Origin of the sequence: Streptococcus parasuis (assembly GCF_021654455.1) — a bacterium.
Taxonomy (GTDB): Bacteria; Bacillota; Bacilli; order Lactobacillales; family Streptococcaceae; genus Streptococcus; species Streptococcus parasuis.
Genome location: NZ_AP024276.1, coordinates 2,169,936 through 2,183,262 on the forward strand (window position 1 = coordinate 2,169,936; position 13,327 = coordinate 2,183,262).

Here is a 13,327-nt window from a genome sequence, read left to right on the forward strand (position 1 = left end):
ATAATAGAACCAAGAAAAACGTGAGGATTACTATGTCAAATTTAAAATTTCAATCGGTCTTTGATATTATTGGACCAGTCATGATTGGACCTTCTTCCAGTCACACAGCTGGGGCGGTCCGTATCGGCAAGATTGTCTCATCTATCTTTGGAGAGCAACCCACCGAAGTTGAATTCCAACTCTACAACTCCTTCGCTAAAACATACCGAGGGCATGGTACTGACGTAGCCTTGGTCGCAGGTATTTTAGGTATGGATACAGATGATCCACGGATTCCTGACTCTTTAGATATTGCGAGGGAACGTGGTATCAAAGTTTACTGGCGTGTCAACAAAGAGAGTAATACACCCCATCCCAATACAACGCGAATCATAATAAAAAATGAGAAAAAATCTATTTCTGCAACAGGTGTATCCATTGGAGGAGGAAATATTCAGGTAACGGAACTAAATGGATTTTCTGTCAATCTGAATATGAACACCCCAACTATCATTATCGTTCATCAAGATGTCCCAGGCATGATTGCTAAAGTTACTGATATTTTATCTAAATACAATATTAATATTGCTCAAATGAATGTCACCCGTGAAAAAGCAGGGGAAAAAGCCATCATGATTATTGAGGTAGACTCCCGCCAGTGTGAACATGCTATCCCAGAAATTGAAAAAATCCCGCACTTGCACAATATTACCTTCTTTAACTAGAAAGAGAGAGCCATGTTTTATACAATTGAAGAATTGGTTTCACAGGCAGAACAGTTTTCTGGTAGCGTCTCAGAACTAATGATTGCTACTGAAATGGAGCTAACTGGGCGGAACCGAGATGAAATATTGACAATTATGTCAAGAAACTTGACAGTAATGAAAAATTCCATTATTGATGGCCTCTCCGAAAGTAAATCTGTTTCAGGATTGACAGGTGGGGACGCAGCAAAACTTGACGCATATATAAAAAGTGGAATGACACTGTCCGACACCTCCATACTGTCAGTAGCTAGAAATGCCATGGCTGTCAATGAACTAAACGCTAAGATGGGTCTTGTTTGTGCCACTCCGACTGCTGGATCCGCTGGATGTTTACCAGCTGTTTTAGGAGTTGCCATTGACAAGTTGAAGTTGACAGAAGAGCAACAACTTGACTTTCTCTTTACGGCTGGTGCCTTTGGTCTTGTCATTGCCAACAATGCTTCTATTTCTGGAGCAGAGGGTGGGTGTCAAGCTGAAGTTGGTTCAGCTTCTGCTATGTCTGCTGCCGCACTAACACTAGCTGCGGGCGGGACAGCGTATCAAGCTAGTCAAGCTATCTGCTTTGTTATCAAAAATATGCTTGGTCTCATCTGTGATCCTGTCGCTGGCCTAGTAGAAGTGCCTTGTGTCAAGAGAAACGCGATGGGCGCTAGCTATGCTATGGTAGCTGCTGATATGGCATTAGCTGGGATTGAATCAAAGATTCCTGCTGATGAGGTAATAAATGCTATGTATCAAGTAGGTGCTGCTTTACCAACAGCCTTTCGTGAAACAGCCGAAGGCGGGCTTGCTGCTACACCGACTGGTCGCCGACTAGCACAGGAAATTTTTGGGGAAGGTTGACAGTTTTGTAAACAATAAAAGGACCTGACGGTCCTTTCAGAACGTAGACAAACTCCTAAAAATATAAAAAATTGAAGAAGTTTGTAAAAGATAGCAAGTCATTAAACTCTTAGAAACATTGATATTTCGGCGTTTCTGAGAGTTTTTTATTTTCAACATAAAGAAAAAAGATTGAAGAACATTGTCCAAAATGGACTTTTTCTTCAATCTGAAAGGACCTGACGGTCCTTTTATTATTGCTTTGTAAAAATCAGCTTATCTAATGTAGTTTCATTTGCATCAATTTCTGTCAAAGTAAGAGTTGGACCATTCAAGGTATAACTATCTGCTTCGCCATCAATGTAGGCAAGTTTTTTATCTAAATCAAAGATAACTTGTTCAATATCTTGATCTCCGTCTTTGTCAACTTCTGTCAAGGTTGCTTGATTCCCTTTTACAGTCAACGTGTAGGTGTTATTTCCAGATGTTGCTGCATAAGTACCATCTAGCTCAGAGGTGTCAACTAACTTTACACCGTAACTTGTTGCTAGTTGACTTGCAGAAGTTGTATTTACTGATGAGGCTGATGATGCATTAGCTTGTGCTATTACCTGTTGATTGTCATCATCATCTGCAATTCCAACTTGTCGCTCAATTTGATCTCCTAATGCCTCTAGTTTATTTTCATAGACTTCTGCCGCGATAAAACCAGCCGTCACAAGTGCCAAGGCACCTACTGACAATAAGATAATCGATTTCTTACTCATGCCTGTAACCTTCTGTTTGACTGATTCCCAGATACCTGTTTTCTTATTTTCTGCCACTTCAATAATTTCTTGTTGTTGATTGTTATTTTCCATTTTGTCCTCTTTTTAACTTGTTTTCTTCAGCTCTTGCTGATAAGTCTATTATAGAGGATAGGTTTTAACACTTTAGAGAAACTTTCTAAACAAATTCTAAACACTAATAAATTAATCATTAAGACGATATCCTGCTCCCCAGACGGTCTCAATCAAATCCGATCCCAATTTATCTCGGAGCCGATTGACATGAACAGCAACTGTTGCACTATCTCCAACATAGTCATATCCCCAAATGGTTTCAAACAAGTGATCTTTAGAGAATACTCGGTTAGGGTGTTTTGCTAAATAAACAAGCAATTCAAATTCACGATTGGGCAATTTGATTTCCTGACCATCCAAAGTCACCTTCCAATTATCCAAGAAAATAGTCATATTCCCAACTGTTAATTCATTCTGATTATTATCCTTTTGAAAACGCTGGTAGCGAGCCAAATGAGCCTTTACACGCGCCACCAACTCCATAGGATCAAAAGGTTTGCTAATGTAATCATCCGCTCCCAAACCGAGTCCTCTCACCACGTCCATGGTTTCTTGCTTGGATGTAACCATCAAAATAGGGAAGTCCACCTTATCCCGTAAATCACGGCAAAGATCATAGCCTGTTTTGTTTGGAAGCATGACATCTAACATGAGAAGCGCGTAATCTTCTTTGTTCAATTGTTCTTCAACTAAACCTCCATCATGTACCAAATCTACTTGGTAGCCCTGCATTTCCAAATAATCTCGCTCCAAATATGCAATCTCTACATCATCTTCTGCGATTAAAATCCGTGTCATTTCATATCCTTTCTAGGTAATCTAAAGATAAATCGAAGACCTGGAGTTGCCTCAACAGACATTCGACCTCCCAAGCGTTCGATAATATTTTTTACAATCGCTAACCCCAGACCATGGCCTTCTACTTGCTGTCTGGTACCGTCTGCCCTGTAAAATTCTTCAAAAATTAAGTCAAGTCTATTCTTTTCTACACCTTTTCCGTTATCTGTAAAAGTCCAAACAACTTCTTGCTCCTGCATTTGTCCAGTAATACTGATTATCAGGGGCTTTACAGCGGCATATTTTCGTGCATTGTCCACCAAATTATCTAGAATTCTACGAAATTGAATTGGATCAATCTCAACTGGCAATCCATCCGATACTTCCAAACTAAACCGAATGTCCTCATCTACTAATTCCTCAGTTTTCTCTCTTACATAGGACTGTAAAAAGATGGCCAAATCAAGCTGGACTTTATCAAATGGCATTTTATCTGTCTGCAATTGTGAAAAAGCAAATAATTTTTCCAGCAAGTTTTCCATAAGCTGAGATTTTTGATAGATAACAGTCAAATACTGATTATGTTTTTCATCCGTATTGGCAATTCCATCCAAAATTCCCTTGGCATAACCTTTGATAGAAGTCAAAGGAGTCCGCAAATCGTGCGAAATATCTGCGACCATCTGGGTTCGATTTTGTTCATACAACTGATTTTTCTCACGAGCATCTAACAAAGAAGTCTGCATTTGATTGAACCCTTGGGTCAATTCTTCAAATTCCTTATCACCTTGATAAGTCAGAGGTGCTGTATAATCTCCCTGCTGAATACGTTTTACACCGCTATGCAATTCATTCAAAGGACGCATGACAACACCTAATAGACGGCGAGTAAAGAGGAAATTAAGCACGACTATGATGACAATACCTGCCCCACCAACCAAGAAAAGTTGCAAAAGAAAGGCTTGAAAATCCTGGCTTTCCTGTTGTTCTTCCAAGTCCTCTAACCAAGCATATAAATAGTAAATTTGGCCATTTGTTGCAATCTTTCGACTAATAATAACCTCACCATCAACATAAGAGGTATGAGTTGTAGTTGACACCGTTACTTCTGAAAGCTCATCTGCATCATCAGAAAGATTTGAAAACAAAATCTCTCCATTACTTTCTACATAGAGTTGAGCCCCATTCACAGATAAAGCGTCAGCTAAACTTGCAAAATCTGTGCCTGCAAAATTCTCTATACTCTGCTGACTTGCTGCTGTCTTCTGACTGGTGGATTGCCAAGTCCCTTGGTTACGATAAATGCTATTAACCACATAGATACTCACCCCTAACATAGCTATTAAAGATAAGACGAGCATTGTCATATTCACGCGAAAAATTCGTTTCTGTAAATTCATTCTTTTTCTCTTCTTGTCAATTTTTTTCACATTATAAGCAAATTTGCACAATTTGTAAAGCATAGAAAACTACAAAACTAAAAAGCCTAGTGAAACTAGACTTTTTTATAGATATTTTAATACCAACCATTTGCCAACCAGAATGCTTTGGCTGCTGACCATGAACCGTAACGACCGGCAACGTAAGCATCAGCTACGCGCTCTTGGTTTTCAACAGAGTAGTCTCCATTTAGGTACGTATTTGTCAATTGGTAACGACCAATATAGATACCATTTTGAGCATCATAGCTACCACCTGACTCTTTTTGTGCAATCCACTCTTTAGCTGCAGCATCTTCAGCACTCAAGTTTGAAGAATAAGAGCTAGTTGTAGTTGTTTCTGGTGTCGTAGCTGTTTCAGTCTCCTGAGTTGGTTGCGTTGAAGTAGCCACTTTTGTCACTTCACCCAACTCAATAGCTTGACCAACATGAATAAAATCAGGGTTAGTGATTTTGTTTTGCTCTGCTAATTTTTCGACGGTAGTGTTATATGTCAAAGCAATCTCTGACAATGTGTCCCCTGATTTTACAGTATAAGTGTCAGCGCTAACCACACCAGCACTTAAAATTGCGATGCCCGCAACCAAACCTAAAATAGTTGTTTTAATGTTCTGTTTAAATGTAATATTCATTATGTAAATACATTCCTTTCTGTTATGTTATCTATCATACACTTCAACTATTACTCTGAGTTTGAAAAAATATTACAAATATTACAGTGACATTGAGTTTACACTATAAAAGCGCTATTTACTGGCGTTTTCTACATATATTTACACGATTCTTTACATAAATATATTTGTTTTTTAAAAAAAGAAAATGCCTAGAAAAAACTAGGCATTATTTATTTTCTTAATACCATCCATTTGCTAACCAAAACTGGTAGGCTGCTGACCATGAACCATAGCGTTGCAAAACATAGGCATCTGCTACACGATCCTGATTTTCTGGTGAATGGTCTCCATTTAAATAAGCGCTATGTAGCTGATATCTTCCAATATATACTCCATTAGAAACCGTATAGCTACCTCCAGATTCTTTTTGTGCAATCCATTCTTTAGCAGAAACATCGTCAATAGTTGAACCAGCAGATGACTGATTAGCAGTGTTCATTGGATTTGAAACAGGTTGAATCACTTCTGAATGAGGAGTTACTTGTGAGATTACTTGTTCTGACTCAATAGCTGTTGGCTCCAAACTAGTTTCGCTTACATACATATCACTTTGAAGGTCCCCTGTTGTAGCGATAGTTCCATCATCTCCTAATCCTGTATCAGTCGAACTTTCATCTCGCAAATCACTTGATTCAACAATTTGCGGTTCTTCAAACGTTATTTCTAAAGCTTCCACCTGAAGTGGTTGAGAATCAGTCTTCAACTTTAATATGGTTTCATAGCCCAATTCAAAAATAGGACTTGCTGAAATATATTCAGTTGTATGTGGAACACCATTACGAATCTTATTTACTGTATTCTTAATAGTATATGGGGCATCAGATACTGCTCTCACAATTTGGGTATGAGATATCTTCCCTGTTAGAATGAAACCAACTAACACCAAAGAAAGAATAGTGAATAGTCCAGCAACACCTTTTAATGCTTTATAAATCAAACTCTTTTTCATTAAAAAGAATAGTCCTCTACTTATTGTTATAACTATTCCTATCATACTATCATAATATTACTTTCCATTTAAAAATCTATTACAAATATTTCAATAAAGTTGTTTTATGGTGAAAAGGATAATATTTTAAGCACTTTTTAGTACATAGAGTGTTACACCAAGTAATACCATGACAATAACAGCACAGGTATCTGGCAGTTTCCATTCTAAAACTCGGTATTTGGTTCTTCCTTCGCCTCCTTGATAACCACGCGCTTCCATCGCTGTAGCAAGGGCATCAGCTCTCTTGAAACTTGAAGCAAATAGTGGAATCAAAATAGGAATAACCGATTTAACTTTTTGAATCAGATTTCCTTCATTAAAATCCACACCACGCGCTCTTTGTGCATTCATAATGCGTGTGGTATCATCCATAAGGGTTGGTACAAAACGTAAACTCATCGAGAGCATTAGACCAATTTCATGAACAGGAACTTTCAACCGTTTCAGAGGGGCTAAACCAGATTCAATACCGTCAGCCAGACTCAAAGGTGTCGTTGTTAATGTTAACAAGGTTGAAAAGAAAATAATGAGTACAAATCGGATGAAGATAATCAGCGCCTGCTGCAAGCCTTCAATCGAAACCTTAAAAATCCAAAATTCCCACAAAACACTTGCTCCAGGTGTGAAGAAAACTTGGAAGAAGGTTGTAAACAGAATAATCCCTATCATTGGTTTTAAACCATTGATAAAAAAAGATAGGCGTATTTGTGATAAAAGGACCATTGCAAACACAAAGGCAATAATTAGAACATTTGTTATCAAATTATTTGCCCAGAAAATAAGCAAAAGAAAGGCAAACATGGCCAACAATTTACTACGTGGATCTAAACGATGAATCATCGAATTCCCAGGAATATACCGACCTAAAATCAATTTATCCATGACTCATCACCTCGGCAAATTCTTTTATCGTAACTGGCAAGCGTTCAAATACAAAGCCTCTTCTCTCCAGATTCGCAGCAAATTTTGTTATTTTTGGAACACCTAATTGAATAGTTTCCAAAAATTCAACCTCTTGAAAAACATCTCTCGGTTTTCCTGAACGGATTAACTTCCCTTTCTCCATCACATAGACCCAATCTGCATAATTAGCAACATCATCCATTAAATGAGTTACCAGAACGATGGTCATGCCATTAGCGTGTAACTGTTTAAAGATGTCCATTAATTCCTGACGTCCAGCAGGATCTAGTCCTGCTGTAGGTTCATCCAATACTAGAACATTTGGTTCCATGGCTAATATTCCTGCAATCGCAACTCGGCGCATTTGACCTCCAGATAACTCGAAAGGACTTCTTTCAAATAGCTCTTCCGAAATACCAACGAGTGCAAGTTTTTCACGAGCAATCTTTTCAGCTTCTTCTTGGGAAATACCAAAATTTTGTGGACCAAATGCCACATCTTTTAAGACTGTCTCATCAAAAACTTGACTTTCTGGGAACTGAAAAACCAAGCCAACTTTTTTTCTTACTTGCTTAATACCTTTTTTATCTGAAGTCGCGTTGATAACCATATCATCAACAATCACACTACCAGATGTGGGGATGTTTAATCCATTTAAAAGTTGCAAAATAGTTGATTTCCCAGAACCAGTATGCCCAATCAGTGCAGTATAGGAACCGTCAACAATTTCCAAATCTACACCGAAAAGCGCACGCCCCTCAAAAGGTGTGCCAGCTTGATAGGTATAGCTTACTTCTTGGAGATGAATTCCCATAAAGTTTCCTCTAATTCTTCCTCTGTAAAATAGCGTAGCGGAATAGCGATTCCCGCCTGGCGCAATGATTCAGCTAAATTTGCTGTAAATGGCTGTTCTAAATCAAGCTCAATCAAATCGTCCCTCATAAATAATTCTGCTGGGGTACTGGTTGATTCAATTTGCCCATTCTTCATCACAATCACACGATCACTTAGTGCAACTTCGTCTAAATCATGCGTAATAGAAATAACCGTCATATTATGTTGATCTTTAATTTCCTTCACAATACGAATTAATTCCAAACGCCCTTCAGGATCTAACATAGACGTTGCTTCATCCAAAATAACAATATTGGGACGCAAAGCCACGATACCTGCTATTGCAACACGCTGTTTTTGTCCACCAGAGAGTCTAGCAGGTTCTCTCTTCTTAAAATTAGCCATGCCAACCAATTCCAAAGCTTCTTGAACACGAACACGCATTTCTTCAAGAGGAACCCCTTGGTTTTCCAAACCAAAAGCAACATCATCCTCTACTGTAGCCCCAACGAATTGATTATCTGGATTTTGAAAGACCATTCCAATTAGACGGCGTTTTTCCCAGACATTATCAGCTGTCAATTTATCGCCGGATATGTAAATGTCCCCAGATTCAGCTTCCAATAAGCCATCAATTAAACGGACAGTTGTTGATTTCCCTGATCCATTATGGCCAATGATGGACAACCACTCTCCTTGTTTCACGTGAAACGAAACGTCGTTTAAAGTATATTTTTCGTCTTCTTGATCGTACTTATACTTAAGATTTTTAACTTCGATAATATTTTCCATTATTTGAATGTATCTTTGAAAAGAAATGAAGCACCCTTGAAATAATCATAACCTGAATACAGGGTGAAGAAAAGTGCGATATACAATGTTATGTGACCAAGCAGGTTCCAATGCAAGAGTAGGAAAATGACCGCAAACATTTGAGAAAAGGTTTTAATTTTCCCTGGCATTGCTGCGGCTAGGACTGTCCCACCATTTTCAACTAAAAGTAAACGCAAACCAGTTACAGCAAGCTCCCTACAAATGATAATCGCAACAACCCAAGCAGGGGCAAATCCCAATTCAACTAGCATAATAAAAGCTGTCATTACCAGTATTTTATCCGCCATTGGATCTGCAAACTTTCCGAAATTTGTAACAACTTTCCATTTTCTAGCTAAATAACCATCTAAATAGTCTGTAATACTAGCTAAAGCAAAGATAATTGCAGCCAGTGTATGGCTGATTGCATTGTTCCAAAGCGTTAATAATAAAATAAAGATGGGGATAACGAGAATCCGACCAATTGTTAATGCATTGGGAATATTTTCTTTTTTCATCTTTTCGTCCTTTATTGTTCAAAGTACAGGGTAATACTTCCTGTCTGAGTAGTTAAAGCCGATGTATCCAACTTTTGACCACCGATTGTAATAGTAACCCCTTTTACAACACCTAAAACGAGAGTAGCTGAAGATACTCCTTCCTCTATTTTTGTTGTTGCTGATGGGTTATCAGGGGTCAGTGTTACGCCACCTGAAAGTGTTGTATCAGATAAACTAATCCAACTAGTTGTATTGTCTGCAGTTACAGTAATATCAATTGGATAGGTAATCTTTGATACGGTAGCACTAATACTTTCTCCAGATCCAGTTACCTGAATCATTTCAGAAGCGCTAGTTGTTGAACTGCTAGTAGAACTAGAACTATTTGAAGAAGACTCCTCTATGACATTTCCTGATGTTGATGTACTTGCTATTGAGCTTGTTGAATTTGTCACTTGCCTAGACACACTATAAGATGTACTTTGATTTGAGAATAGTGAAATTTGCTTCATACGACTATGAATCACAAATGTCACAAAAATAATCATCAAACCAGCTGCTAGTAACAAGTAAAACAAAGGAAGAAAAGAATCTTTTTTATTCTTTTTTCTTAACTTATAACGTCTTTTTAACTCCGTAGAAAGTTCTTCCTCTTCTCCTTCTTCATAGTAGATTACTAGACTGTTCTTTTTATAAGCATCTAGTAATACAGCAGAATCTAATTCAAGCGCATCCGCATACGTTACCAAAAAACTTTCTATGTAGTTACTGTCTGGTATATATTCGAAATCATTATATTCTAATGCTTGTAAATATTTAGCCTGAATTTTCGTCATTCTCTGCACATCAATTAGGTTCCAGCCCCTACTTTCTCGAGCTGATCGAAGAACTTCACCGATACTTTTTTGCCTCATAAATCCCTTCTCTCATTCATTCATTGTATACAATACTCTATTTTAACAAAAAACTACGGAAATTTCGATGCTTTACAACATTCTATCGGGGAAAAATCGTAAAATCTGTCATATCACAGTTGTAAATAAACTGCCTCCCAACCTCAAAAACATCCTCCAGTGTAATAGATTGAATAATCTCTGGAAAATCAAAAATAGTCTGCTCATCAGTGACTTGAGTCACAAAGTGACTGGCAGTAAATTCAAGTGAATTTAAACTTCGAATAAAATCACCATACATTTCATTTTTTAATAATGCAAGTTGTTGATGATTGATATCTTTATCATTTTCAAATTGGTGAATGGCTTTCATAATTAAACTAGATAATCGAATTGGTGACTCAGTATCTGTCGTAATGACTACGAAGTGATAGTCTGGGCTTACCTCAATTTGAAATTGAAACGAAGAATCAATTATTCCATCCTCATATAAGGCTTGATAGCGTTTTGAAGTCCAACCAAATAACATTGCAAATAATAATTGTAAACATACTTGGTATCTTGGAATTTCCTGCCTTGAAATAACATCATTCCCTCTTAACCCTATTGCTAATTTTGAAGTAGCTACCTCAAATTGCTCTGTTTGATGTTCTAAAATTGGTAAATGTGTCAAGGCAAGTTTTTCAAACGACCTACTATCTTGCACAGAGTTCTCTTGGGTTTGAATAATTTCTTCCCATACCTCTTCTATAATAAAATTTCCAACAATAAACATATGCATATTACTTGGACGATAGAAGGCTAAATAATTTTCATACAAAGCATCAGCTGTAATTTGTGAAATTGATTCAACAGTACCAGCAATATCATAAGCTAATGGAGTTCCCGGATAGAGTGAAGCTAAAATTCCCATATAAAGACGATAATCTGCATCGTCTTGGTACATTTCGATTTCTTGTTCAATAATTCCTTGCTCACGCTCTACATTTTCTTTTGTAAAATGAGGCTTAGTAACAAATGATTGCAGTAAATTCAAACAAGATAACACTTCTTGGGTAGTTGAAAAAAGATAGCTTGTTTGACGAAATCCAGTATAGGCATTTGCACTAGCACCTAATTTGGCAAATTGATTCATCACATCGCCATCTTCTTCTGATTCAAATAGTTTATGCTCCAAAAAATGGGCAATCCCTGCGGGATAGTGAACAATTTCTTTACCATCTGCTTTAAATTGAGTATGTAGAGCCCCAAATTCTGTCGTTAATACTCCATAGGCCTCATTAAAATCAGTTTTTGGAAGTAAAGTTACTGTCAACCCATTGTCAAGTTTAGCATAATAAAGACTCTCCTTCATATACGGATAGCATTTTTCAATTAGTTTCATTGAGCAACTCCTTCCATAAAGTAAATAGCCTGTAAACGAATAACTTTTCCAACTTTTACAACATCGTCTATCGATACCGCATGAATACCATCAATCCACTGTTGCCAAGTTAGATTTCGTTCTCCTAAGCAGACTTCATTATAGGCCTGTTCAATTAGATTATTTTGCCTATCTTGAGCCAGCGTTGCAGAATGAGTTAGTGATTTTTTTGTTAATTCCAAGTCATCCTCTGTAATTTGACCACGTTTTATTGCAAGAAATTCACGATTTATGAGCTTCATTGTCCTCAATCGATCTTCTCGATTAATTCCAGCATATACTTTCAACATACCTGAAAAAATATTCACTTGACTCCCAATCGTATAGGCCAGACTTTCTTTTTCCCGAACATTCATAAATAATTTAGAATGAGAAAAGGCACCTAACAGACCATTAAAAACCAACAATGCAGGATAGTTTACATCGTTGTAAATAACTTGTAAATGATATGCTAATTCTAAAATAGATTGTTGAGCAACTTTTCGTTCCACTTTTTCATGAACGATATTGGAATAATCTTGTGAGTACTCTAACTCCAATTTTGGATTTCGATATGTAAATTCAAAGTTTTTAAATTTATTTTGAACCTCTAATTGATTGACTTCTCCAGCAACAAAAATATCAATTCTGTCCATTTTTAGCATTTTTTTGTATGCTTCATAAACAGATTCAGCTGTCTCCTTTTGTACTAAATCAATTCGAGCAACTCGTGGCACCTGTATATCTTCATCATTAAAATAGAGACGACTCATTTCAACATCCGCATGATAAAAATTATCTTCTACCTCAGATTCTAAAAAACTTAATAAATTTCTTTTCTCCACTTCGAACATTTTTTTATTGAAAGCTTTTCCTTCTGTCAACGGTCGAAATAGACAGGCATATAGAAAATCAATTATTTCTATGGTTATATCTTCTTTATTGAGCAAAAACGATGATTTCACATACGAGATGTTCACATCAACAAAATGAACTCGTCCCCTCTTAGAAACAGAGGTTGAAAAATGTGCTCCGTATAAAGCAGCTAATTTCATTCGAAGTTGACGCGCTGTTGGATAATCTTGATTTCCCATTTCTAGTAAATTGGCTAGTAGCACACGACCTGCCACTGTTTTTTCACTCATTGTTGCAGCAAAACGCACACGAATTCTATTGGTCGTAAACTTACTTGATTCTATAAAATGAAGATTAACTCCTTCTTGTAATTGCATTCTCTTCCTCTTTCAAACATTGTACCTTTCATTATACCATTTTGTGTTATAATATTCTGTAACGAGGTGACATATGGAATTTAAACTATTTGATGACTACATTACTTTGCAGGCTCTTTTAAAAACAACTGGTATTCTTCACTCAGGAGGTGCTATCAAAGTTTTTTTAGAAGAAAACACCATCCTTTTTAATGGAGAAGATGAAAAAAGAAGAGGGAAAAAAATCCGTATTGGTGACACAGTCGCACTACCAGAACATGGTATTACTATAACTGTTATTGCTCCAAGTACAGAAGAAATTCAGCAATACCAAGAAGATCAGGCTGAAAAAGAGCGGGTAGCTGCCATTGTTAAAAAATTGAATCAAGAGAATAAAAAAAATAAGAAACAGGTCCCTCCTTCAAAAAAAACAGCTCAAAAAGCTGACAGAAAACCTGTTCGTTTCCCTGGTACATAAAC

15 protein-coding genes are annotated in these 13,327 nt (G+C 37.0%); 3 read left to right on the top strand and 12 right to left on the bottom strand.

The genetic code is table 11. From position 1 onward, the window contains the following. Positions 1-32: 32 nt before the first annotated feature. Entirely contained in the window at positions 33-704 is a 672-nt protein-coding gene (sdaAB, locus tag L6410_RS10855) for an L-serine ammonia-lyase, iron-sulfur-dependent subunit beta (protein ID WP_172085008.1), read from the top strand. Positions 705-716: 12 nt separating this feature from the next. Continuing rightward, complete coding sequence (gene sdaAA / locus L6410_RS10860; protein ID WP_172085006.1) at positions 717-1,589, top strand: L-serine ammonia-lyase, iron-sulfur-dependent, subunit alpha; 873 nt, start codon at positions 717-719, stop codon at positions 1,587-1,589. A gap of 233 nt (positions 1,590-1,822) precedes the next feature. Here the strand turns inward: sdaAA and L6410_RS10865 are convergent, their stop codons facing one another. From L6410_RS10865 to yfmF, 12 genes are all read right to left on the bottom strand, one after another. Continuing rightward, entirely contained in the window at positions 1,823-2,428 is a 606-nt protein-coding gene (locus tag L6410_RS10865) for a DUF3642 domain-containing protein (RefSeq protein ID WP_237395523.1), read from the bottom strand. 111 nt (positions 2,429-2,539) lie between these two features. After that, positions 2,540-3,208: a response regulator transcription factor gene (locus tag L6410_RS10870; RefSeq protein WP_237395525.1), complete on the bottom strand. Its 669-nt coding sequence runs from the start codon at positions 3,206-3,208 to the stop codon at positions 2,540-2,542. Further along, positions 3,205-4,587 carry a HAMP domain-containing sensor histidine kinase gene (locus L6410_RS10875; RefSeq protein WP_237395527.1) on the bottom strand — a complete coding sequence of 461 codons (1,383 nt, stop codon included), beginning with the start codon at positions 4,585-4,587 and terminating at the stop codon, positions 3,205-3,207. Before L6410_RS10875 ends, L6410_RS10870 begins: the two co-directional genes overlap by 4 nt. A 116-nt stretch (positions 4,588-4,703) precedes the next feature. Beyond that, positions 4,704-5,258: an aggregation-promoting factor gene (gene apf / locus L6410_RS10880; RefSeq protein ID WP_172085002.1), complete on the bottom strand. Its 555-nt coding sequence runs from the start codon at positions 5,256-5,258 to the stop codon at positions 4,704-4,706. Between the two features lie 220 nt (positions 5,259-5,478). Then, positions 5,479-6,249 (bottom strand): aggregation-promoting factor C-terminal-like domain-containing protein, encoded by a 771-nt coding sequence (locus L6410_RS10885; protein ID WP_237395529.1) that lies wholly within the window; start codon positions 6,247-6,249, stop codon positions 5,479-5,481. A gap of 126 nt (positions 6,250-6,375) precedes the next feature. Beyond that, a complete protein-coding gene (locus L6410_RS10890; RefSeq protein ID WP_172055313.1) occupies positions 6,376-7,173 on the bottom strand; it encodes an energy-coupling factor transporter transmembrane component T family protein in 798 nt (265 codons plus the stop codon). After that, positions 7,166-8,008, bottom strand: a complete 843-nt coding sequence (locus L6410_RS10895; protein WP_024391340.1) for an energy-coupling factor transporter ATPase — start codon at positions 8,006-8,008, stop codon at positions 7,166-7,168. The genes L6410_RS10890 and L6410_RS10895 overlap by 8 nt, the downstream gene beginning before the upstream one ends. Continuing rightward, positions 7,984-8,820: an energy-coupling factor ABC transporter ATP-binding protein gene (locus L6410_RS10900; RefSeq protein ID WP_105126890.1), complete on the bottom strand. Its 837-nt coding sequence runs from the start codon at positions 8,818-8,820 to the stop codon at positions 7,984-7,986. Before L6410_RS10900 ends, L6410_RS10895 begins: the two co-directional genes overlap by 25 nt. Then, positions 8,820-9,359: a CDP-diacylglycerol--glycerol-3-phosphate 3-phosphatidyltransferase gene (gene pgsA, locus L6410_RS10905; RefSeq protein WP_024391342.1), complete on the bottom strand. Its 540-nt coding sequence runs from the start codon at positions 9,357-9,359 to the stop codon at positions 8,820-8,822. The genes L6410_RS10900 and pgsA overlap by 1 nt, the downstream gene beginning before the upstream one ends. A gap of 11 nt (positions 9,360-9,370) precedes the next feature. Then, the gene (gene rodZ / locus L6410_RS10910; protein WP_172039383.1) at positions 9,371-10,255 is read right to left on the bottom strand and encodes a cytoskeleton protein RodZ; all 885 of its coding nucleotides are present in this window, start codon (positions 10,253-10,255) and stop codon (positions 9,371-9,373) included. Positions 10,256-10,337: 82 nt separating this feature from the next. After that, positions 10,338-11,618, bottom strand: coding sequence for an EF-P 5-aminopentanol modification-associated protein YfmH (yfmH, locus tag L6410_RS10915; protein ID WP_237395530.1), 1,281 nt, complete (start codon positions 11,616-11,618; stop codon positions 10,338-10,340). After that, a complete protein-coding gene (gene yfmF / locus L6410_RS10920; RefSeq protein ID WP_237395531.1) occupies positions 11,615-12,868 on the bottom strand; it encodes an EF-P 5-aminopentanol modification-associated protein YfmF in 1,254 nt (417 codons plus the stop codon). Before yfmF ends, yfmH begins: the two co-directional genes overlap by 4 nt. 73 nt (positions 12,869-12,941) lie before the next feature. Between yfmF and yaaA the strand changes: the two genes are divergently transcribed. Continuing rightward, positions 12,942-13,325 carry a S4 domain-containing protein YaaA gene (yaaA, locus tag L6410_RS10925; RefSeq protein ID WP_172055306.1) on the top strand — a complete coding sequence of 128 codons (384 nt, stop codon included), beginning with the start codon at positions 12,942-12,944 and terminating at the stop codon, positions 13,323-13,325. Positions 13,326-13,327 lie beyond the last annotated feature (2 nt).